Origin of the sequence: Endozoicomonas sp. ISHI1, from assembly GCF_024606225.1 — a bacterium.
In the GTDB taxonomy this organism is placed as follows: Bacteria; Pseudomonadota; Gammaproteobacteria; order Pseudomonadales; family Endozoicomonadaceae; genus Endozoicomonas_A.
This window is the reverse complement of record NZ_JAGRPU010000006.1, coordinates 9,119-35,204: the sequence shown is the minus strand read 5'-3', so window position 1 is coordinate 35,204 and position 26,086 is coordinate 9,119. Positions and strand designations below refer to the sequence as shown.

Sequence of the window (26,086 nt, the reverse complement as noted above, 5' to 3'; positions counted from 1 at the left end):
ATTTCGGAGGAATCAAGTTAATGGGCCGACGCCATACAACCCACGCTGTCCAGGTGGGACATATTACCATCGGTGGCGATGCCCCTGTGGTCGTACAGTCTATGACGGATACGGATACTGCTGATGTAGAGCGTACGGTTGAGCAGATCAAGCTTCTGGCAAACGCTGGCTCTGAAATTGTCCGGGTGACGGTGAACACCGAAGAAGCGGCTGCAGCAATACCGGCCATCTATGAGAAGCTGACACAGCAGGGCTATAACGTTCCGATTGTCGGTGACTTTCACTATAACGGTCACACCTTACTGACCAAGTATGACGAAACAGCCCGCCTGCTGCACAAGTACCGCATTAACCCCGGCAATGTTGGCTTTGGCGACAAGAAGGATGATCGCTTCAATACCATGATTGATGTGGCCATCAAATATGACAAGCCGATTCGTATCGGGGTGAACTGGGGGAGTCTGGATAAAGAACTCTCCACCCGACTGATGGATGAAAACGCTCGTTCTGAAAACCCCAAATCCTCTCAGGAAGTTCTGCACGAGGCTCTGGTACTGTCGGCGCTGACCAGTGCCGATGCAGCCGTGGCGAGAGGACTGGGTGCCAACAAAATTGTTATTTCCTGCAAAGTCTCCAGGGTACAGGATCTGATCAGCGTCTATGAGATGCTCTCAGAGCGTTGTGAATATGCGCTCCATCTGGGCCTGACCGAAGCGGGAATGGGCAGCAAAGGAATTGTTTCATCCAGTATCGCCATGGGCGTATTACTTCAGCAGGGCATTGGCAACACCATTCGCACCTCTCTGACTCCAGAGCCCAATGGCAGCCGTGATCGGGAGGTGATTGTTTCCCAACAGATCCTGCAGGCGCTGGATGTACGCAGCTTTTCCCCTGAAGTGACCGCCTGCCCGGGTTGCGGTCGAACTACCAGTACTTTCTTCAGGGTTCTGACAGATGAAGTTGACGCCTTTCTGCGTGCCAAAATGGTGACCTGGCGCCACAAATTTGTGGGTGTGGAAGAAATGAAAGTAGCGGTTATGGGCTGTGTTGTTAACGGCCCCGGTGAAAGTAAACACGCCAACATCGGTATCAGTCTGCCCGGAACCGGTGAAGCGCCTTCGGCACCTGTATTTGTCGACGGTCAAAAAGTGACTACGCTCAAAGGCGACAATATCACTGAAGAGTACAAGGAGATGATTGAGGAGTATGTCCACAAAACATACTCACCAAGAGAATCACTGATCGCCAGCGAATAATAGATCAATCAAGTCCCACAGAAGCCCGTTCAACGGGCTTTGTTATTCCTCCGCAGCGATTATTTATTCTGCTTCTTAGGGCTCAGGCCTTTCCTGTTCGATCATCTCCGGAGTTTCCAGACTGATCCGACCCAAACCACCACTGCGAAATTCATTCAGAAGAATCTCAGAGACCTTGTGTAGATCAGCTATGCCACCTCTTCGCATACAATTTCTGCGGGCAGCAATCACATCCATCAGTTCGATATCGGTCGAAGGCAGCTCATTGATCTGGAAACGCTGTTTGAGTGCTTCTGGATAAGCTTTTAGAAAATATTCAGCGGCGAACAGGGCAATATCTTCGTATTCCAGAACCGCATCCTTAATGGCTCCGGAAATGGCCAGTCGATAACCACAGGCTTCCGGCTCCAGCTTGGGCCAGAGGAATCCGGGCGTATCCAAAAGAATCATGCCATTGGGCAATTTTATTCGCTGCTGCTGTTTCGTGACTGCGGGGACATTTCCGGTTTTGGCAATAATACGATTGGCAAGCGTATTGATCATAGTGGACTTGCCGACATTGGGAATCCCCAGGATCATGGCTCTCATGCCTTTGATATCGAGCTTACGCTCTACCATGCTCTCGGCCAGCTTCAGAACACCACGTACTTTTTCCGGCTGACTCTGGGTCAGGGCAATGGCCTTCACCCCTTCTTCCTTTTCCATCTCCCTGGTCCACCGTTCTGTGACAGCAGGATCAGCCAGATCACTCTTATTCAACACCTTTATGTAAGGCGTTTTACCTCGCAGGGAAGGCACCAGAGGGTTTCCGCTACTGAAAGGAAGACGAGCGTCCAGAACTTCGATGATCAGATCAACTTCCGGAACCACTTTCTTGATCTCCTTTCGAGCCTTGTGCATATGCCCGGGAAACCAGTTAATTGCCATAACAAAACCTCTGTTTGCTGAAGGCCGGTATTTTATAGGCTCCAGCGCAATCTAGTAACCCAGACTTTTTAACAGTTGTTCCTCTATAGGGCGCTCTCATAGAAAAGTCCAGTCATTGAATTTAGCAGCCTGACCCCGGTATTTGTCTTCCTCATCGTAGAGGTTCCAGACCACTGCCTGTTCAATGAGGAATCGTCTTCCGGTGCTGGAAACCCGGATGCCTGAATAGTTTTTGATGTAGCCGCTTTCACTGACTATTTTGAGCAATCGGTCCCGTTCTTCCCTGTTGAGCTGTTCTGCAGAATGTCTGGAGGGCATTTGAGTCAGAGTGTTCCAGTCCATTTCAAAGAGAGACTGAGCACTCAGGTTGCCGTAACAGAAGACCGGATCACTTTCTGTTCCATGCGACAAAATCACTGACGGGTGTTCGTAAAGTTTTTTACCCAGTTCGGAGTCATTCAGGGGCAGTCCGCAAAGCAGCTGCCCCGTCAGTGTGTGGTAACTGTTGGCCATCAGCAGGCCTTGTTGCTGAAGAAAAGGGTCCTGCGGTGAGATCATATTTTGCCTTGTTGCGACAGTGGGTAACCGAAAAGTAAAATTGAGAAAAGAGCCTAAGCTCCCGTGGCTCAGTCGTAAAGAACTAACCAATGGATAAAATCAGTTAATGAAGTATCCTGCTCCTTTGAGACCCGACAGTCGAATTGCAATCACAGCATTTTCTTCGGGTGTCCCGAAATCCTGCCACCCACGTCTTGATCGATGCCTCGATGATTTGCGCCGTCAGGGTTTTGTTGTGGTTGAAGGAGAGTGCCTCAGGTCGAATCAGTGTTATGTCAGTGCGTCACTGGAGAGCAGAGCGAGAGAGCTAACGGCTTTTCTGCTAGACGACTCTATTGATGCGATTATGCCACCCTGGGGTGGAGAGATTGCTATGGATCTGCTTTCAGTGCTGGACTTTGACTCGATAGCAAAAGCAAAGCCCAAATGGTTAGCGGGCTTCTCTGATACCAGTACGTTGACGTCTGTAATAACCAGTCAGTGCGACTGGGCAACGGCACATTGTACCAATCTAATGCAACTCCATCGTTTGCAGCAGGAGCCTTTAACGGCAAATACTCTGGCTTATCTTGGAAGCTCTGAAGCATTCAGTCAGTATCCCTCAGAGAAATATCAAATCAACGGAGAATCTTATGATGAAAACCCTGATGCGGTATTCAACCTGACTGAGTCCACACGCTGGAAAGTTCTGGGTGGAAGCCAGCAGGGTGTAGCCTTTTCCGGCCGTTTGCTGGGAGGTTGTCTGGATACCCTGTGTCATTTGTTGGGGTCAGACTATCTGGATTTAAAGTGTTTCCAGAAAAGGTACTCTCAGGATGGCATCATACTGTTTCTGGAGAATGCAGAGTTCTCGCCTACTGCTCTGATCAGGGCGTTGTTGGGGCTGAAGTACAGAGGCACTTTTAATCTTGTGAAGGGGCTGTTGATAGGCCGGAATCCGTCTGATGAGCAACATGGTCAATCCCTGACCTATCAGCAGGCATTAAGTTATGCTCTGAAAGGCCTTGAGATACCCATTATCTACGATGTTGATATCGGACATCTGCCACCTAATCTGACTTTGATTAATGGAGCTTTGGCAGACGTCAGTCTTATTGATGATAGGGGCAAGATTCACCAGAGGCTGATCTGAATCAGTGGAACTTTTTGTATTCATATATCAGGTATCCGAGCGGCTATCACCTATAAGTTGATTGAATTCTTCGCCGCTCATATCCATAGAATATTTATTATGTAAATTACGAATATCCACCTTCTGGCTTCTGGCCGGGATCAGAAAAATTTCTCCATCGTCACTGAGATTAACGCTTACTTCAGTTTCCTGATTAATACTCAGCTTGGCTCGAATATCTGCGGGAATGGTCACCTGATGCTGACTAGTTCGTACGATCCTCATAATGTTAAACCTATTAGAATTCAGGAAAACATATTAGATCACTTCTACGTCTAGTGGCACTTCTTCAAAGCCTGATTACAGAGTTGGGCTATCGCGAAATGTCTGCAGGCCGAGCTCTCGTCCCCCGTCCTCAAAGTACGGAGGTTTTACGCTCACTCGATAAAACACTTATAAGTTGTATTTTTGCTTATTTACAACATATAAGTTTTATAAAAATTACATTAATTAAAATGTATTTTGTCTATATTACACTTTATAAATTGTATTTTGGTTGCTTCTGATGAAAACACAGGAAGAGCTGGCAAAAGCTTTACGGGACTTCCGGAAAGCCAAAGGACTGGGACAAAAGGATATGCGTATGAGAATCGGCATGTCGCAACAGCAATATCAACGAGCTGAGTCTGGCAGTGATCTGCGGGTTTCGACGTTATTTCGAATTCTTGAAGGTTTGGATCTTGAGCTGCAACTGATACCAAAACATCAATCTGGAGAGGGTGAACCCATTACACCCAATGATGAAAATAGAGAATCAGCCTGGCAAGGATTTCTTAAAGATCTGGAGGACTGATCGTGACTGTATCACAAAACGCTCGCTCTGAGTTTGTAGAAGCCTTCTCGCTTGTTCTCCATGGTCAACGGATAGGTGTCCTGACTCATTATTCCGGAGGCCGAAGCACTCTGACCCACCACTAGCAGAGATTAGCCGGACTGATAAGGCTCAACCCCGTCGCCCAGAAAACGGTTGTTTTCTTCACGTATTCTGGCTGCCGCATCATCGTAAAGAAATGGCAGGGTGACATAGCGGGTGCCGCTTGTTACAGGCGTTGCCGCATGCATAAGAGAACAGGAAAAGACGATAGCACCACCCGTGGGGGGCTTATAACGACGGTTGCCGTATTCTGGAAACCACAATTCACCTCCCTCGTATTCTTCACTATTCAGGTTGATGCTGATAGCGAATCGCCGGTGTGCGGTGCCTTTCGTGGTGTTATCCCGGTGTTCTTTGAAGAAACCCGCATCACTGCTGTCGTAGCAGGCAACGATGTAGCGTTCAATGCGTGTAGCCTGAAACTGAAAAGCTTTGGCTATTTCAGGAGTCAGGCGAGTTCTTATTCGATGTTTCAGTGCCGCCTGCAAGTTTTTATCGTCAATACTGATGTCGGTTCGACGTTTGACATGGTTATCCTGAAGTTCCAGTGTTTTGCCGCCAATGGTTCGCATAAAGCCCGATGGCTCAGGCTGTCCTTCGTGATAATAACGAATAAGGGTTTCGCAAAAGTCGCTTTCCAGCACCCTGGGTACCAGCAAAACCGGAGCCCAGGATTCTATCTCTGGAGATGAGTGGTATGCAGGTTCAGGCAGGCTCTGCATGGTTTTTATAAAAATATCAGGCTCATCAATGTTGCCTTTGGCATAGACACGAAGCGTTGGGTCAAGAATTAACCAGTAGGGATAGTAAAGTTCTTGCTGTTCAGAGTGTTTGCCCAAGGCACCGTATTGTCTGGCAACTGCGCCTGCTTCATCATAAAAAATACGCTGCTTTGGGAATGCTTGCAGCGTTTGGGGGTTATGCAGGTCTCTTTGATTCAAGGTGACTGCGAAACGGACGCTTTGGTCATCACGAGTCATTAAATCTGATTGATTGACTTCTTTCAGAAACTTGATAACAGGTTTTGCTGAGCAGTCTCCAAGAAAGGCCAGTCCAACAAAACGCCCGCCGAGACTGGAGAATGCAAACTGGGGGTTATTGGTTGTGTGAGCGTGGAACCAGGGGGCAGGTTCTCCCCATGAGGGTGGTTTATTGTTCATTTATATAGGTGTTCTAATTCATTGAGAATTTTTAATTAAACCCTTTTTATCTATCGACCATGTTCTGTTAAACAATACATCGGACAGTTTTTTGAGGACTTAACATTGATCTACCGAGGCCTGTGCTACGAGGGTTCGGATTTAATTGCAAGTCTGATATCCCGCCGATTTGCCTGAAAGTGCCCCGGTCGCCCAAGCCCCGGATATCAGTGAGTAAATTAGCCAGTATTGGAACCGGGCGTCATGTTTTCCTAAAGGCTTCCCTTTGTCACTCCTGTTAGAGAAGAGGGACAAGTGTATCATAATGGATTCTTAGAACCGGATAATTGTATGCACAATGGTGCATCTTCTTACATGTCGTTTTTTTAGGCCATGCAGCACAATGGGTTTAGCAATTTCTTTTGGTTTTTTGTCACATAAGCCTTGGTGCATCAATGTTAAGTCGTCAAAAAACTGTCCAAAGCATTACCTAAATAGACTGTCTTTTATTTTTTTCAATTAATTGAAGGTAACTATCTATACCTACTTAATGGGGTTGTATTTTAGATAGATCACTTGTTTGTTTGTTACGAAAAATATTTATCAAGATTTTTAGTTGTCAAAATAATTACGCAGGGATGTAATCATGGCTGATGATAGCAGCACCAGTGGTGAGCAGCAGTCGCAGACCTCTAGTAACTCAGTAGTAGATTCAGATGGTACGAAAGAGCTTGAAAAGGTTCGGTTTGAGAAACCATCAAAATCAGTCGTCAAATCAGTCTCAGCTGATACCCAATACCTTCTGGATTTCAATTCGGACGACGTAAAACTGGAAGTCAGGGGGCCTGATTTTGTTCTTGTTTTTCCGGATGGTGTTGAAATTACCCTGTTACTTGCTGGGGTAATGGCTGCAACAGAGCAAACACTTCAATTCAAATTTGCTGATGGCTCAGTGATTAGCGGTGATGAATTCATTGCCAAATCCAGTTTTGTTGAATCGGAAGATGTACCTGTTTCTACTCTAAAGGGTCAGGAGAGTGATTCTGAAGAGGAAGAAACACCATCAGGCAAGGAAACGCAAGAACCGTCATACAGTGAAGCGGCTGATTCAAAGAATCAATCGAAAGCCAGCAAGGAAATTAAAAAGAAGGATGAGGAGTTTAAGAAAAAGCCTGTAGAAGAAGTAGAACCCCGTGATGATGACTTTACCGACACAGCACAGGCAACCAGCACCAGCTCGTCTTCTTCGCCTCCGATTGAAGAAGTTACTCCAACAGAAGATACTTCAACAGGGGAGGGCACCAGTAACATTACCTTCTCGGTTTCGGTGACCAATGTCGGCTCAAGTTCTGCAGGCCAGTTCATTATTGGTGGAGGCGGCAATAACTCCTCGAGTACCCAAAGCGATCCTGAGCAGCATCTTGAGGTCGAGCGCTTTGGTAGCAGCCTTGACGGAGACCCTGATGTCCAGCTCAATCTCAACAGTGGTCTGGAAATTTACGGTGAAGATCCCCTACTTTTCAGTGACTCATTCAACAGTAAGAATCTGGTGCTGCAGAATGATGCAAACATCAGTGATATTGCAGCCATTTATGTTGAAAATATCCCGGATGGCTGGGGAGTTGCCGGTGGGGCGAAAGAGAGTGACGGAAGCTGGCTGCTGCCGAGTCTGACCAATTTTATTCTGACCTACCCGACTGAAACTGACAGCCAGGTGGTGGATCTTTCCTTTAAACTGGTTCTCAAAGACGGTTCAGAAAGTGAATACAGCATACCTGTCATCCGGCGAGATGCCACAGACCCGGATGAACTCACCCTTTCCTCATCGGAACTTTCTCCTCTGGTACTGGATACCAGCCCAACCAGTGACCAAATAACAACAGGCGACAATGATGACATTATTCACGCAGGCGTTGGTGATGACATTGTTGATGCGGCGGGTGGTGATGATTTTGTTTCCGGCGGTATGGGTGATGACCAGCTTGATGGCGGGGCGGGTTCTGACACGATTCAGTACAGCTATGAATATGGCGGTAATACGATAGGGCCTGAAAGTGGTGTCGAAGTAGACCTTGGCTCCGGATCGGTAACTGATGACGGTTATGGCACGTCTGATGCCATTAGCAATTTTGAGAATGTCATCGGCACAATCCATGACGATATCATCACCGGTAGCGAATACGTTGACGCCAGCAATACTGGTGATAATACACTGACCGGCCTTGCCGGTGACGACGTTATTAGCGGTTTGAGTGGCGATGACTCTCTGGTAGGTGGTGCCGGCGCAGATACTCTCTATGGTGGTGCCGGAGGTGACGTACTGGACGGTGGCGCTGATGATGACATTCTATCGGGCGGTGCGGGTACCGATATCCTGAAAGGTGGCGCCGGCGCAGACAGCCTGGATGGTGGCGCAGATTCAGATACGGTGGATTACAGCGATGAAACCGGTTCTGTCACGGTTGATCTGGCTGGCTCAACCGCCACCGATAGCAGTGGCGATACAGACACCCTGACCAATATTGAGAACGCTACCGGTAGTGCCTGGAATGATCAGATTATTGGTGATTTTGGGGCTAATGTCCTTAACGGAATGGATGGCAATGACAATATCTCTGGTGGTGACGGGACAGACACCATCAGTGGCGGTGCCGGTAATGACTACATAAACGGTAATCAGGGTGACGACGTTATTGATGGTGGTGCCAGTGATGACACCATCCATGGCGGTTTTGGTAACGATACCCTCGATGGTGGTGAAGGTATTGATACGCTGGATATGGTGGGGACGGTAACCAGTCCTTTTGATACACCGGATGATATCACCGTTGACCTGAGCACCTCACCGGATGGAACGGGTTCCGTTACGGTCAATGAGAGTTATGGGAACGGCCTGTTCACGGGTACTGATACCATCACCGGGTTTGAAAATATCACCACGGATCATGGTAATGACACGCTCACGGGGAATGATCTCGATAATGTGCTGAGCAGTGGTCGTGGCATGGACAGGCTTGATGGTAAGGGTGGACAGGATACCCTCCAGGGGGGCGCGGACGATGACACACTGATCGGAGGTGCTGGTAATGACATTCTCGAAGGCGGCGACGGGAACGATGTGCTGGATGGTGGTTCCGGAAACGATGAACTTCGAGGTGGCGATGGCGTCGATACGGTCAGTTTTGCCGCTCTTTCCAGTGCTGTCATAGTTGACCTAAGCGATGGCCGTATTTCCGATGATGGCCTGGGTGGTACAGATACCATTCAATCCATTGAAAACATTGAAGGTACCAACCTGGCGGGGCAGGGCGACATACTGCTTGGGGATACCGGGGATAATGAAATATTCGGCCTGGATGGGAATGATACCCTGGGCGGTGGTGGCGGTACCAACAGGCTGGACGGTGGTGCGGGAAGCGATACCGTCAGTTATGGCAACGAGACCACCGGCGTCACAGTCGACCTGGATAATATCCACAACCCCGTTATAACAGCGTCGGGACAGGACACGCTGATTTCCATTGAGAACGTTTCCGGTGGTTCCGGAGACGATGTGTTGAAAGGCACCTCTGCTGAAAACACCCTCACTGGCAGCAGCGGTGACGATACACTGATGGGCCGGGGGGGTAACGATACGTTGGATGGGGGCCTTAATGGCCAGACTGGCGACTGGGTCGATTACAGTGAAGCTTCTTCAGCGGTGACGGTTAACCTTTCCGGCACAGATCACAACGCTTCATACGGCATTGATGCCAATGCTGCCCTGGATGGTGACGGTGGAACCGATAGCCTGAAAAATATTGAAAATGCCAAAGGTTCCGCAGGAAACGACTTGCTGATCGGCAATGAGCTCAATAACCACCTGCAGGGTGGGGACGGTGAAGATACTTTCGTGGGCGGCGATGGCAGTGATGTTTTCGATGGTGGCACTGGTTCAGAAAGCGATACGGCTGACTATTCCACAGTAACCGGCAATATTGTTGTTGATCTGGAAAATGATACGGCCAGCAATGATGGTTTCAATAACACCGATACTCTAACCAGTATTGAGAATGTGCTGGGCGGCTTTGGTGACGATGTTATTACCGCCGGTGTGAGTAATGAAAGTAATGTGCTCCGGGGAAATGCCGGTGACGATCAACTGTCCGGTGGCGCAGGCATCGATATTCTCGAAGGCGGTGATGGTGATGACACACTCATTGGTGGCTCTGGAGCCGATCAGCTGACTGGCGGTGATGGCAATGAAACCCACGGTGACACGGTTGATTACAGTGCCGCTACCATCGGCCTTCAGGTTGATCTGGCCAACGGCGTGGTGGCCAATGATGGCACTGGCAGCCAGGACACTCTTTCAGGCATTGAAAATGTCATAGGCGGCTCCAGCAATGACCAGCTAACGGGCAACACGGATGCTAACACGCTGACGGGTAATGCCGGTGACGATGTTCTCGATGGTGGTGGGGGCGAAGACACCCTGCTGGGAGGGGACGGTGATGACCGGCTCACCGGCGGGAGCGGTAATGACACTCTCAATGGCGGTCTCCAGACAACGAACGGAGATACCGCCGATTACAGTGCCGACTCAACCGATCTGAATGCAGATTTGGATACCGGTATTGCCAGCAGTACGCTCAGCGGCACTGACACACTGGTGGGTATTGAGAATATCACTGGCGGCAGCGGTGATGACCGCCTGCTGGGGGACAGTGCCAATAACCAGCTAATGGGTGGTGCCGGGGATGATGCACTCACAGGCAGGGGGGGCAGCAACACTCTGGACGGTGGCGCTGGGAGCGATACCGCTGACTATTCCGGCAGCACCGGTATCGTGACGGTTGCCCTGGATGGCTCATTGACCCATACCAACGGCATTGATGCCGGCACCGATACCCTGATTAATATTGAGAATGTCACGGGTGGCAGCAACAACGACAGGCTGGTAGGTGATAGTGGTGACAACGTACTCAGCGGTAATGGGGGTGACGACCTGCTGCGTGGTGGTGCCGGTAATGACACTTTCTATGGAGAGACAGAAGCTGCGGGCGTAAATCCGGGCAGTCAGGACACGGATACCGTCAGCTATTCACTGGCAGCGGCAGGAGTCACTGTTGATCTCTCTGCCAATGCAGCCAGTGATGATGGCGACGGTGGCAGTGACCAGTTGTATGGCATTGAGAATATTATTGGCAGTGCTGCTCAGGATACGATCAGTGGTGATGCCCAAGACAACGAACTTAAAGGTGAAGGAGGCAATGACATCCTGGCTGGCGGCCGCGGCAGCGATACCCTTGATGGTGGTGCCGACACAGACACGGCGGACTACAGCACAGCTATTGGTTCGGTCAATGCCAACCTTTCCTCCGGCACCCCTCAGGCGACAGTCAGTGGCGACACGGACACACTGATCAGCATTGAAAACCTGCGTGGCAGTGATCACGCCGATACCTTAACCGGCGATAACAACGCCAATGATCTTCATGGCGGTCAGGCCGACGATATCCTGTCCGGCAATGACGGCGCTGACCGACTCTATGGTGAAAGCGGCGATGACATTCTGGTCGGTGGCGATGGTGTGGATACTCTCGATGGTGGCAGTCATAGTGCAGCCGGTGATACGGCTGACTATAGTGCCCGTAACACGGCGGTAACCATCAACCTTGATAACCAATCTCAGAACGATGATGGCAGCGGTGCTCAGGACACTCTGGTGGACATAGAGAACGTCACCGGAGGGAGTGTCGGTGATACGCTCACGGGCGATGCAGGCGACAATGTTCTATCCGGCAGTGGCGGCGATGACATCCTCAGTGGCGGTGCAGGCGCCGACACGCTCCAGGGTGACGACGGCAATGACACCCTCTCTGGCGGTACCGGGGCAGACAATTTCGAGGGTGGTTCGGACGTCGATACGGTCACTTATGCCGGTATCTCCGTTGGTGTCACCGCCAACCTGCGGACTGGCCTCGGCAACGACGGCAGCGGTGGCAGTGACACCTACAGCAATGTCGAGAACCTGATCGGCGGCAGTGGTGACGACACCCTGACCGGCACTGACAGTACCACTCAGGGCAACGAACTCTCTGGTGGTGCCGGTGATGACACGCTGACCGGCGGTGCGGGCAACGACACTCTGGATGGTGGCACTAATAGTGCGGTCGGCGATACGGTGGCCTTCAGCGATGGCACCAGCGGTGTCACAGCCAGTCTGGCTACTGGTCTGGCTACTGACAGCGAAGGTGGTCAGGACGTTCTGCAGAACATTGAAAACCTGACCGGTACCAACAGAGATGACAATCTGACCGGTAATGCAGTAGACAACGTTCTTTCGGGTAACGCCGGTGCAGATACATTGCTCGGTAATGGCGGTGATGACACGCTCAACGGTGGCAATGACGATGATATCCTGATGGGCGGAGCCGGGGCAGATACCCTCAATGGCGGAGTCGGCAGTGATACGGCGGATTACAGTGACAACACCGGCACGGTCACGGTTGATCTGTCACTGAACAAGGTGACTGAAGGCGGGATCAATACCGACACTCTGAACGACATCGAAAATGTCACCGGCGGTTCCGGCGATGACATCCTGACAGGTGACAATAACGCCAATGCATTGACCGGTGGCGACGGTGACGACCTGCTGGTGGGTGGCCGTGATAATGATCAGCTGGCAGGCGGTGATGGTATAGACACCGTGGATTACAGCACCAGTAACCAGGCTGTCACCGTGGATCTGGACGGTGGCACTGCCTCCGATGGTTTTGGTGACACTGATACATTGAGTGGCATTGAAAACGTGGTTGGCAGTGACCATAACGACAGCCTGACCGGAAATAACGATGATAATGAGCTGTCTGGCGGTCTGGGCAACGACACCCTTGCGGGTGGGCAAGGCAATGATACCCTCCGGGGAGGCAGCGGTGAGAACACCGCTGACTACACCGGCGCGGCAGCAGCCGTTACTGCCAACCTGACGAGCGGTACCGCGACAGATGACGGTGATGGCGGCCAGGATTCCTTCCATGATATCGATAATATTCGCGGCAGCAGCCATGACGACCTGATCATCGGCGATGGCAACGCCAATACACTTTATGGCGATGCAGGGGATGACACCCTGACAGGACGGGCAGGCAATGACCGTCTGGAAGGTGGTGCCAATACGGCGGTAGGTGATACTGCCGACTACTCGCTGGCGGCCAGTGCGGTCACCGTCGATTTGTCTATCAGCAAGGCGACGGATGATGGTGATGGCGGTGGTCAGGATGACCTGATCGGAATAGAGAATGTCACTGGCAGCAGCGGCAATGATCTGCTGACAGGCGATACGGCTGCCAACAGGCTGCGGGGCGGTGATGGTGACGACAGCCTGACAGGCGGACAGGGTGATGATTCCCTTGAAGGCGGTGACGGCTCCGATACGCTGGTAGGAGGGGAAGGCGCTGACACCATCGACGGCGGCACGGGTGTGGACACGCTCAGTTACGCCTCTGACCAGGATGCTAACAGTGACGGTATTGGTGTGGTTGTCGATCTCTCTGCTACCCAGGCCAGCGATGGCAGTGGTTTTACCGATACCGTCACCAACGTAGAGAACGTCATCGGCAGTGACTTTAAAGATACCCTGACCGGCGATGCCAATGCTAATACCCTCTCTGGCGGCCTTGGCGATGATACCCTGGCCGGTGGTGCCGGTGCCGATACGCTGGACGGCGGTGGCGAGGGCAGTGACGGCGATACCGCAGATTACACCGGTGCATCGGGATTTGTTACAGCAGACCTCTCTGGCGCAAGTGATACGGCCATTGTCGATGGTGATGCCACTGATACCCTGATCAGCATTGAAAATATCACCGGCAGCCAGTTTGCCGACACACTGACCGGTGATGACAACGCCAATAACCTGCTAGGTCAAGGCGGTGATGACACCCTTAATGGAGGACGGGGAGAGGACGTACTGGCCGGTGGTGCCGACAACGACACACTGGACGGGGGACAGGATGCTGACACCCTCAGGGGCGAGGCGGGTGAGGACACCCTGATTGGCGGTGAGGGTGACGATATACTGGAAGGCGGTGACGATGCAGACCGCCTCGAAGGTGGTCTGGGTGCTGACCAGTTAAAAGGTGGCGCTGGCATTGATACCGCCGTATACAGCAATGATGCCAGTAGCATTACCGTGAATCTTGCCGACGCTACGCCCAACGCCACCGACGGTTCAGGAGCTACGGATACGCTGAACAGCATCGAGAATATTGTCGGCAGTGCCAATGGTGACAGCATTACCGGCGACAGTCAGGTCAACGTGCTAGAGGGTGGCGGTGGTGACGATACGCTGCTTGGTGGCGATGGCGACGATACCCTTCAGGGAGGCAATGATGCCGACACGCTCTATGGTGATGCCGGTGATGACACTCTGCAAGGCGGCGATGGCGACGATACCCTTGATGGCGGCCTCGGCAGTGACAGCCTCGATGGCGGCAGTGGTAATGACACCGTTGATTACAGCCTGACGTCTGCCGGTGTGGTGGCGGATATATCCGGTAATGTCGATACCGTCACCATTGGCAGCGACACCGATACCCTGACCAGCATTGAGAATATTAACGGCAGCAATCACAACGACACGCTGACGGGTGATGGTGATGCCAATATCCTGCGGGGCAATGACGGCGACGATACCCTGAGTGGCAATGCCGGCGCTGACCAGTTGTTCGGTAACGATGGTGATGACACCCTGATCGGCGGCAGCGGCAGTGACACTCTCAATGGCGGTGCCAACGGTGAAACCAACGGTGACACGGCAGATTACAGCAACCATAGCCGTGCGGTAACGGTTGACCTGGACAGCGGCACCGCCACCGATGGGACAGGGGATTCAGACACCCTTATCGACATTGAAAACATCACAGGCAGCGGGCTGGGTGATACCCTCACCGGCGATACTCACAACAATCTCATAGCAGGCGGCGATGGTAATGATACACTCCAGGGCAATAGCGGTAATGACGACCTTCAGGGGGGCAGCGGCGATGACACCCTGACGGGTGGCCTCGGCAGCGATACCCTTGATGGTGGCACCGACACCGACACTGCGGACTACAGCACGGCTGTTGGCTCCGTTAATGCCAACCTTTCTGGTACGCCTCAGGCAGCAGTGAGTGGCGACGCCACAGACACACTGGTCAGCATTGAAAACCTCCGTGGCAGTAATCACGCCGATACCTTAACCGGCGATAACAACGCCAATGATCTTTATGGCGGTCAGGACAACGATACTCTGAGCGGTAATGGCGGTGTTGACCGGCTCTATGGTGAAGGCGGTGATGACATCCTGGTCGGTGGCGACGGTGCGGATACTCTCGATGGCGGCAGTAATAATGCAACCGGTGATACGGCGAATTACAGCGCCCGTAACACGGCGGTAACCATCAACCTTCAAAACCAGTCCCAGAACGATGACGGCAGCGGTGCCCGGGACACTCTGGTAAACATAGAGAACGTCACCGGGGGCAGCGCTGGCGATTTACTCACAGGCGATGGCGGAAACAATGTGCTGACCGGCGGCGGCGGCGATGACATCCTGATCGGTGGTGGCGGTCAGGATCGGCTGGTCGGCAGTGGCGGTTCTGATGTCGATACGGTGGATTACAGCGGCGCTGCCGGTGCGGTGGTCGCTGACCTGTCCAACACGGCAGCGACTGATGACGGTGATGGCAGTTATGATGCATTGATTGATATTGAAAACCTGATCGGTAGCGCCAGCGGAGATTCCCTGACCGGTGACGTTGAGGCCAACACGCTTGCAGGCGGTGCCGGTGATGACACGCTCAAGGGCATGGCTGGCAACGATATTCTGGAAGGGGGTGCGGATAACGACACCCTCGGTGGCGGTGCCGGCACTGACACCCTCAGGGGTGGTGCGGGTACCGATACGGCAGATTACAGCGATGCCCGGTTCGGAGTAACGGTAGATCTTTCCGCAGCCCTGAATCAGGCTTCTGACGACGGCGAGTCCTCCAGCGATACTCTGGACAGCATTGAGAATGTTACCGGCAGCCTCAATAACGACACGCTGACGGGTGATAACCAGAACAACACGCTAAGCGGATTGGCTGGCGACGATATCCTGTCTGGTGGAGGAGGGGCAGATACCCTCGAAGGCGGCGATAACGACGATACCCTGCGTGGTAATAGCGGCAACGACACGCTGGAAGGAGGCACTGGCAGCGATACCGCTGATTACAGTGGTGTTACCGGCGTTGTCACCGCCAGTCTGTCAAATAAGCTGGTCTCCAGCGATGGCGACGGTGGCCAGGATTCTCTGGACAGTATTGAGAACCTGATTGGCGGCACCCTCGGCGACACGCTGACGGGTGACAGCCTGAATAACCGGCTGGAAGGTCGTGAAGGAAACGATGTTCTCAAGGGTGGCCTGGGTGATGATGACCTGATCGGTGGCGATGGCACGGCTGACCGGGCCGATTATGATGATGCCTCGGCTGGCGTCACCGTCGACCTGACCGCAGGCACTGCATCGGGTGCCAATGGTAATGACACTCTGAATAGCATTGAGGACATCAGGGGCAGTAACCACGATGACACCCTGACCGGCGACAGCGCAGCCAATGTTATCGAGGGGCTGGATGGCATCGACACCCTCCGCGGTGAAGGCGCAGACGATACACTCTATGGTGGTAACCAGAACGATACTCTTTACGGCGGTGATGGCAGCGACACCCTTCGCGGCGAGGATGACAATGACACCATCAGCGGCGGAGCCGGAAACGATGACCTGGATGGAGGCACTGGTTTTGACACACTGGATTACACCGACCACACCAATGACCTGACCGTAAACCTCAACAATGCCTCGGTTAACGCTGGCTCGAACAATGTCGACACCATCAGCAATTTTGAAGCAGTCAGTTCCGGCAGCGGTAACGATGTTCTGACCGGGACAGCGGCTGCCAACACCCTCAGGGGGAATGCCGGCGACGATACTTTGACCGGTGGTGATGGTGTCGATACCCTCGAAGGCGGAGCCGGTAATGACGTGTTTATTGAAGGAGGCGGTAGCGACATTATCGATGGCGGTGATGATATTGATACCGTCGATTACAGCAACCTGGGGGCAGGTCAGACCGTTCTGGCAACGCTGGTTGTGGGAGGGGACGGCTCGGCTGTGTCCGGATCTGATACCGATACACTCCGTAATATTGAGAACCTCATTGGTTCTGATGGTGCCGACAGCCTGACAGGGAGCAGCGCAGATAACGCGCTTTCCGGTGGTTCGGGTAACGATACACTGAACGGTGCTGCAGGCAATGACACGCTTGATGGCGGTGATGATACCGACACCGTTGATTATTCCGCAAACACCAGTAGCCAGGCCATTGTCGTTGATCTGGCTAATCAGGCTACGAACAATGATGGTCTGGGTGGTAGCGATACCCTGAGTAATATCGAGATTATCCGGCTTGGTGCAGGCAATGACCAGGCTACAGGCGATAGCAATAACAATGAATTTTATGGCAATGACGGTACCGACACCCTCAGTGGGGCAGACGGTGATGACAAACTTTATGGTGGCAATCAGGATGACATCCTGCAAGGTGGTGCAGGAACCGACTTGCTGGACGGTGGTGCAGGCACTGACACCGTGGATTACACCGATGCCTCCGCGGCTGTTGAAGTGGATCTCACCACAAACCGGGCGAAAGAGCTGGGTGCCCTCACAGACACGCTGAATAATATCGAAAATATCTTGTCCGGTGATCACAATGACACTCTGATCGGCGATGGTGGCGTCAACCGCATTGAAGGAGGGCTGGGTGATGACACTATTACGGGCAATGCCGGTAACGACCAGCTGTTCGGTGGTGACGGAGCGGATACCTTCATCGAAGGTGCAGGCAGCGATGCCATTGATGGCGGTGCGGGGTCTGATACGGTGGATTACAGCTCGGTATCAGGTGCTGAACTGACCGTTGATCTTGATGGTGGTTCGGGTTCGGGGACTGCCACTTTCAGTGGTGGTAATTCAGATGTTGATAATCTGGTTGATATTGAAAATATCGTCGGAACTAACAATAACGATACCATCACCGGAAGCAGTCAAGTGAATGAGCTGGATGGCGGCGATGGTGATGACCGGCTGGTGGGTGAGGCTGGCAATGATACCTTAAGAGGCGGTAATGGCACGGATACCGCCGACTACAGCTACCAGACCAACAATGTCCTGATTAATCTGGCAGACGATACTAATAATGATGATGGCCATGGTGATCGGGATAGCCTTTTTGATATTGAGAATGTCGTCAGTGGCTCCGGTAATGACACCCTGACCGGTGATTCTGCCGATAATACCCTTGATGGGGGTACGGGCGACGATACTCTGTCGGGTGGTTCTGGCGACGACACCCTGAATGGTAATGGCGGCATTGATACCGCTGATTACCGGGATGCTGTATCCGGCCTGACCATTGACCTTTCTACCAGCGCCCCGATCAACGACACCCTGGGTGGTCAGGACACTCTCCAGTCCATTGAAAACCTGATGGGCGGTAACCATGCCGATACGCTGACCGGCAACCACCTCGCCAATGCCCTCTGGGGGGGCGACCAGGATGACACCCTCAATGGACTCGACGGTACCGACACTCTGGAAGGTCAGGAGGGTAATGATACCCTGGATGGCGGAGATCTTGACGATACCCTCAAAGGTGGTAATGGCGACGATATTCTGATCGGTGGCTCAGGTAATGACGACCTGCAGGGTGATGCCGGTATTGATACCGCAGATTACAGTGCCCAGACTCAGTCCGTCACCATCAACCTGCTTGATCAGTCACAAAACAACGATGGCCAAACAGGCCAGGATACCCTCACGGGTATCGAAAACCTTTCCGGCGGCAGTAACAACGACACGCTAACCGGCGACAATGCCGACAATACGATTCGTGGCAATGGTGGCAACGATACCCTCAGTGGCAGTGGCGGCGATGATCAGCTCGTGGGGGATGCGGGTGATGATACTCTGCAGGGCGGCGCTGGCAATGACACCCTCGATGGCGGCCAGGGCACTGATACGGCAGATTACACAGGGCATGGCAGCGCAGTCACGGCAACACTGACCGATGGTGGCGCTGGTAGTGGCACAGCCACTGATGCCGCCACCAGCGACACGGATACTTTGGCAGGCATCGAAAACCTCGCCGGCAGTAGTAACGATGACAGGTTAACCGGTAATGACCTTGCCAACATCCTTCATGGTGGTGACGGTGCGGATACCCTGGTCGGTGGTGACGGTGCGGATACCCTGCGTGGTGGCGATGACGCAACCGACAATAGCCTGAGTGATACCGCCGACTACAGCGCCGCCTCCGGAGCCCTGACCATTGACCTGGCCAATAAAGAAGCCACCAATGATGGCTACGGCAACCGTGATGTGGTGATCGATATCGAAAATGTGGTTGGCACTGCTCACAATGATTCTATTCGGGGGGATGGTGCAAACAACCATCTGACCGGCGGTGATGGCAACGATACGTTTTATGGTGCGGGAGGGGTAGATACGTTTATCGGCGGTGCTGGCATCGATACCGCCGATTACGGCGATGCTGCCAGTGCTATCAATGTAAACCTGCTTAGCGGCGCAGCCAGCAACGATGGTGATGGTGCCAATGACACACTCACAGGCATTGAGAATGTCATTGGCTCAGGCAACGATGACACCATCGAGGGTGATGCTCAAGCGAACCAACTGGAAGGTGGCAATGGTGCCGATACCCTGACCGGCGGCGATGGCGATGACGTGTTGCTGGGGCAGGACGGTGACGACATTCTTGAAGGGGGCCTTGGTGCTGACACACTCGATGGTGGGCTGGGTAATGACCGGGTGGATTACAGCACCTTCGCCGGAGCGCTGACTATTGACCGTTCAGGAGGCGGAAGTAGTTTTCAGGTCGATCTCGGCGGTGGCAATGTCGATACCCTGATCGACATTGAAGACCTGGTGCTGGGTGCGGGTGACGACCATATCATCGGTGATAACACGGCTAACCGTTATGACGGCGGAATCGGTAATGACACTCTGGAAGGCAGGGGTGGCAACGATACCCTGAACGGTGATGAAGGGGATGACACCATTAAGGGTGGTAGTGGCAGTGATATCCTGGATGGTGGCGAAAACGCCAATGATAACGACACCCTGGATTATTCTGACAATACCACAGGCCTGACGGTGGACCTGGGTTCATCTTCGGTGGTGGATGGGGCCGATACTGACACCATTGCCAATTTTGAGTCTGTGATGGGTGGTTCCGGTAATGACACCCTGACAGGTACTGCTGAAGTCAATATTCTGGATGGCCAGGGCGGAGATGACACCCTTTACGGCAAGGCCGGTGCCGATACCCTGAGGGGCGGAACCCACGGCAGTAACGGTGATACCGCTGATTACAGTGCCCATGGCAGCGCAGTCACTGTCACGCTGACTGCCAACGGTAACGGAACGGCTAATGATGGCACCGATACCGATACTCTGGAAGGCATAGAGAACATCAGCGGCACGGCTCATGACGATACCCTGACCGGTGATAACAATGCCAATACCCTGAGAGGTAATGGTGGTGTTGACACCATTAATGGCGGTGCCGGTACAGACAGCCTCTACGGCGATGCTGGCAATGACACTCTGAATGGCGATGCCGGGAATGACACTCTCTATGGTGGCACCGGTAACGATACCCTGGATGGAGGCAGTGATTCCGATACGGTCGACTACAGCGGCAAGGGGGCGATCACTGTTGATATGAATCTGGCTAGTAATCAGGTGAGTAATGACGGTGAAAGTGGTCAGGACACGCTGCTTAATATTGAAACTATTATCGGTACTGCCAACAACGACACCATGACCGGTAATACCGACAGTCACCGGTTTGAAGGGGGCGGCGGTGATGACACGCTCTCTGGCGGTGGTGGTGATGATGACATCGAGGGTAATGCGGACAATGACATCCTGACGGGGGGTCAGGGTGAGGATTTCCTCAAGGGTGGCACGGGTCAGGATAGCCTTTCAGGTGGCACAGAGAATGACACGCTCTGGGGCGAAGACGGTGATGATACTCTTGATGGGGACGCCGGTGACGACACTCTTGATGGGGGCACCGGTGAGGACACTCTTGATGGAGGTGCCGGTGACGACACCATCGACGGCGGGGCAGGAACCGACACCCTGCTGTTAACCGGAGCCACACAAGCGGTCAATATTGATCTTCAGGCAGGTAGCGCAAGCAACGATGGTTACGGTACCAGCGATTCCAGTATTACCAATATCGAGAATGTCACGCTGGGCGCTAACGGTGGTGTTGTCACGGGCAGTGCTGATGTCAATGTGCTGACCGGGAGCACTGGCGTCGATCAGTTCCATGGCGGTGGCGGCAACGACAGGCTGGAGGGTCATGACAACAATGACCTGCTTTATGGAGATGCCGGTCAGGACACGCTCTATGGTGGAGCCGGGACAGACACCCTTGAAGGGGGATCGGACAATGACACCCTCTATGGCGAGGCAGACGACGATACGTTGCGTGGCGATGCCGGTCAGGACCAGCTCTTTGGCGGTGATGGCAATGATACCCTGGAGGGCGGAGATGACGACGATACCCTGGAAGGTGGTGCCAATGACGACACTCTCCACGGCGGTAACCATAACGATACATTGCGTGGCGATGCCGGTGCCGACACGCTCAACGGTGATGCTGGTGATGACGTGCTTGAGGGAGGGGATGGCATTGATACCCTCAATGGCGGCGATGATGACGATACCCTGCGAGGTGGCGCGGAAGGCGACACGCTGAACGGTGGTTCCGGCAATGATACGCTGGTTGGCGGTGCCGGTAATGACAATCTCGACGGCGGTGCAGGCACCGGGGACTGGGCGGATTACAGCGGCGCTATTGGCAGTGTTACCGCTGACCTTAGTGATCTGGTGGGGACGAATGCTGCGGATGGTGAAGGTTCCAACGACACCCTCAGCAATATTGAAAATATCCGTGGCAGTGCCCAATCTGACAACCTGACAGGGGATGCCAACGCGAATCATCTGGTGGGTAATGACAATGATGACACCTTGTCCGGTGGTGATGGTGCGGACCATCTGGAAGGCGGTGATGGCAATGATTATCTGACGGGGGGTGCCGGTGCCGACACACTGGATGGCGGTGAACAGGCCGGTGACAATGATACCGTTGACTATGCCAGTGAGAGTTCGGCAGTTACCGTTGACCTGTCCAATGTTTCACAAACGGCAAGCGTCGGCGGGGTCACTGACACCCTGTCCGGTATTGAAAGTGTGGTCGGGGGCAGTGGTGACGACATTTTCACCGGTAACGGTGACGACAATACATTGCAAGGTAATGCCGGTCAGGACCGGATTGACGGCGGTGCCGGTGACGACACGCTTCAAGGTGGTGATGACAATGACACCCTGAATGGTGGTCAGGGCGACGACACTATTGATGGCGGCAGTGGTAATAATGACCTGCTTGACCTGAGTACAGCGACCCACGCCATTGACCTTAACCTTGGTGACGGAAAAGCCACTCAGGATGGTTACGGTTCATCCGACAGTAGCATCACCGGAATTGAAGACGTTACCGGGGGCGGTCAGGCCGATGATATTACCGGCAGTTCCCTGGCCAATATCCTGCGTGGAGGGGGAGACGATGACCTGCTGAAAGGCGGTTTTGGCAACGATACTCTCTACGGTGACAGTGGTGCGGACACACTGCAAGGCAACGCCGGTGACGATGAAATATACGGTGGCACCGGTAATGATACGGTCAGTTACGCTGACGGTGGCGCGGTGAATGTCAACCTGACCACCGGCGTAGCCACCGGCAATGGCACCGATAACCTCTACGAGATCGAAAATATTACCGGCAGTTTCTCCGACGATACACTGACAGGTGACAGTGCTGATAATACCCTCGATGGCAGCTCGGGCGACGACACGCTGATCGGTGGTGCCGGTAATGACGTGCTGGAGGGAGGGGCTCACAGCAGTCTGGGTGATACGGTGGATTACAGTGGCGCTACCAATGGCGTGACCGTCAACCTGACAAGCGAGACAGGCAGCAGCGTCGATCAGGGCACTGATACCCTGAGGAATATTGAAAATATTATTGGCAGTAATCATAACGACGCTCTAACCGGCAGCAGTGTCAGCAATTCGATCAATGCCGGTGCCGGCGCAGACACTATTTATGGCTCTGATGGCGACGACACTCTTGATGGCGGCAGCAGCAGCGACACGGTGGATTACAACACGTCCCATTTCAACAGCTCTGGCAATGGTTTGACCGTTACCCTGAGGGACTCTTCTGACGGCAGTGCGGTTCATGGCAGTGATACCGACACACTCAAAAATATTGAAAATGTCACTGGCTCCAGCAACAACGATACCCTGATCGGAGACACTGGCAATAACACCCTCAATGGTATGGCTGGCGACGATACTCTGGAAAGTGGTACAGGGACAGACACCCTGGATGGCGGCACAGGTTCTGATACGGCGGATTACAGTAACCACACTAATTCCGGTATCACCGTTGTGCTCAATGGCAGCGGTAACGGTACCGTCAATGACGGCACGTCTACAGACACACTTCACAATATCGAAAACATTATTGCCACAGACGGCATGGACACCATCACGGGTGATAATGAGGACAATAACATCAGTGCCGGTGATCAGAACGACACAATCCACTCAAGCAATGGTTCCGATATCCTGGATGGTGGCAGCGGCACTGATACTCTCAACTACAGTACCAACAGCAGTGGCGTGACCGTCACTCTGGCTGGTGCGTCTGATGGCTCGGTAGCCAAGGGTGGTAATACCGATACTGTCCGTAATGTGGAAAATGTCGTCGGTAGTGCTTTTATCGATACCATGACCGGTGACAGCAACATCAATAGTCTCAGTGGCATGGGTGGCAACGATACATTCCACGGCAGCGGTGGCAACGATATTCTGGATGGCGGTACAGATATCGATACCGTGGATTACTCTGCGTACACTGCCACTGTCAACGTGACTCTGGCCGAAACCGGCAACGATGGTACAGCCACCACGTCTGCAGGCACGGACACCCTTCGCGAGATCGAAAATATTATTGGCGGCAGCGGCGATGATACGCTCATCGGTAACAGTGCCATCAATGACCTCAAAGGTGGAGCCGGTAATGATACGCTTCGTGGTGGTGCCGGTGCCGACACACTGGATGGCGGGGCGGGTGAAGACACCGTTGATTACAGTCAAGATTCAGGGACGGTTATTGTTGATTTGTCAGGAGACTACGCCATTGATGGTGGCGGCGGAAACGATACGCTGACAGATATCGAAAATATTATCGGTTCTGACCATTTATCAGGCGACCAGTTATACGGTAACGCGTCAGCCAACACCATCAACGGGGGTGCCGGAGGCGACACTATTTGGGGGGGTTCCGGTGCTGACACCATCAACGGTGGAGATGGCAACGACGACATTAACGGTAACCAGGACGATGACATCATCACCGGTGGCGACGGAGATGACATCATCCACGGTGGCTTCGGAAACGATAAATTGGATGGCGGTGCCAACACTGCGGCAGGGGATACGCTGGATATGGTGGGTAATGTCAGCGGGCCTTTAGACACACCAGATGATATTACCGTCGACCTCTCTGCCACAGCCGATCCTGAGGGTTACATCACCGTCAACAAAAGTTTTGGCAATGGGCTCTTTACCGGTACTGACAGGGTCAAAGGTTTTGAGAATGTCACCACCAATCATGGCAACGATACCCTGATTGGTGACAGTGCCAACAATATTCTGACCAGTGGTGTCGGCAATGACACACTCCGCGGCGGAAACGGAAACGATACGCTCATTGCCGGTGACGGCAACGATACTCTGGAGGGTGGAGCCGGAACCGATACGTTGAACGGCGGGGCGGATGAAGACACCGTTGATTACAGCAATGAAACCAGTTTCGTCACGGTTGACCTGGGCACCGGTAACGCCACCGATGGAGGCGGCAGTAACGACAGTTTGACCGATATTGAGCATATCACAGGCAGTGATCACGGGGATTCACTGACCGGAAGTACAGTCAACAATACCATTGAGGCCGGTAAGGGCGCAGACACGATTTATGCCACCGATGGCAACGATACCCTTGATGGTGGCGACGGCATTGATACAGTGGATTACAACTCTTCTCATTTCAACAGCTCAGCTAACGGCATTACCGCCACCCTGAATGGCTCCGCTAATGGCACAGTAGCTCACGGCGTTGACTCGGACACTCTCAGAAATATTGAAAACCTGGTGGGAACCAATAACGCCGATACCCTGACGGGGGACAGCAACAACAATAGTCTGAGTGGCATGGGTGGTAATGATACGCTTCGTGGCGGTGCCGGGGCCGATACGCTGGACGGAGGGGCGGGTGAAGACACCGTTGATTACAGCAGTGAAACCAGCGGCGTCACGGTTAATCTGGACACTGGTGCAGCCACTGACGGTAGCGGCGCTACTGACACCCTGACCAGTATTGAGAAAGTTCTGGGCTCCAACAATACGGCCTCAGGGGACGATCTCACCGCTTCCAGCACGGTAGCTAACGTACTGGAGGGTAATGCCGGTAACGACACCTTAACGGGTTTTGCTGCAGATCAACTGATTGGCGGAGCCGGTGACGACATTCTCAATGTCGATCTGGCAGCCCTGCAAAACAATGCCACACGGATAGACGGTGGCGCTGACAGCGACACCCTCAATCTGAACAACGGTGGCACCTGGGATCTGGGTAATTTCACCAGCCTTATTGATAATGTTGAAAAGATTGATTTCAGCGATGGAAGTGCCGATACCATCACTATCTCCATGAATGATGTCAGTGCTCTTACCGGAAGTAACAGTCTGACCATTGATGTTGATGGCAGTAACACTGATGGTATTACTGTGAATGATGAGACCAGTGTTGATACCAGTAATGCCAATCAGCACATATACAGCGACGGTACTAATACCATAACCGTCAACTTCCTCTGATGGATTCAGGCCAGTAGGTTCAGAGGGCGCCAGGATAACTAAAAGAGCGCC

Annotated in this window: 9 protein-coding genes; 5 read left to right on the top strand and 4 right to left on the bottom strand. The window is 53.0% G+C overall.

The genetic code is table 11. The annotated features are described in order from the left end of the window. Positions 1-20 precede the first annotated feature (20 nt). Positions 21-1,256, top strand: coding sequence for a flavodoxin-dependent (E)-4-hydroxy-3-methylbut-2-enyl-diphosphate synthase (ispG, locus tag KBW69_RS06110; protein WP_257280305.1), 1,236 nt, complete (start codon positions 21-23; stop codon positions 1,254-1,256). 75 nt (positions 1,257-1,331) lie between these two features. On the opposite strand, the gene ylqF is transcribed toward ispG, so the two are convergent. Next, positions 1,332-2,183, bottom strand: a complete 852-nt coding sequence (gene ylqF, locus KBW69_RS06105; RefSeq protein WP_257254141.1) for a ribosome biogenesis GTPase YlqF — start codon at positions 2,181-2,183, stop codon at positions 1,332-1,334. Between the two features lie 96 nt (positions 2,184-2,279). Then, entirely contained in the window at positions 2,280-2,741 is a 462-nt protein-coding gene (locus KBW69_RS06100) for an MEKHLA domain-containing protein (RefSeq protein ID WP_257280303.1), read from the bottom strand. A 106-nt stretch (positions 2,742-2,847) separates the two neighbouring features. Between KBW69_RS06100 and KBW69_RS06095 the strand changes: the two genes are divergently transcribed. Then, the gene (locus KBW69_RS06095) at positions 2,848-3,873 is read left to right on the top strand and encodes a S66 peptidase family protein (RefSeq protein ID WP_257280301.1); all 1,026 of its coding nucleotides are present in this window, start codon (positions 2,848-2,850) and stop codon (positions 3,871-3,873) included. A gap of 27 nt (positions 3,874-3,900) precedes the next feature. On the opposite strand, the gene KBW69_RS06090 is transcribed toward KBW69_RS06095, so the two are convergent. Further along, the gene (locus tag KBW69_RS06090) at positions 3,901-4,137 is read right to left on the bottom strand and encodes an AbrB/MazE/SpoVT family DNA-binding domain-containing protein (protein WP_257254137.1); all 237 of its coding nucleotides are present in this window, start codon (positions 4,135-4,137) and stop codon (positions 3,901-3,903) included. A gap of 280 nt (positions 4,138-4,417) precedes the next feature. On the opposite strand from KBW69_RS06090, the gene KBW69_RS06085 reads away from it, so the two are divergent. Beyond that, positions 4,418-4,705, top strand: coding sequence for a helix-turn-helix domain-containing protein (locus KBW69_RS06085; protein WP_257254136.1), 288 nt, complete (start codon positions 4,418-4,420; stop codon positions 4,703-4,705). Positions 4,706-4,707: 2 nt separating this feature from the next. Then, complete coding sequence (locus tag KBW69_RS06080; protein ID WP_257254135.1) at positions 4,708-4,830, top strand: hypothetical protein; 123 nt, start codon at positions 4,708-4,710, stop codon at positions 4,828-4,830. A gap of 6 nt (positions 4,831-4,836) precedes the next feature. On the opposite strand, the gene KBW69_RS06075 is transcribed toward KBW69_RS06080, so the two are convergent. Next, positions 4,837-5,946, bottom strand: coding sequence for a 2OG-Fe(II) oxygenase (locus KBW69_RS06075; RefSeq protein ID WP_257280300.1), 1,110 nt, complete (start codon positions 5,944-5,946; stop codon positions 4,837-4,839). 625 nt (positions 5,947-6,571) lie between these two features. Between KBW69_RS06075 and KBW69_RS06070 the strand changes: the two genes are divergently transcribed. Further along, a complete protein-coding gene (locus KBW69_RS06070) occupies positions 6,572-26,035 on the top strand; it encodes a hypothetical protein (protein ID WP_257280299.1) in 19,464 nt (6,487 codons plus the stop codon). Positions 26,036-26,086 lie beyond the last annotated feature (51 nt).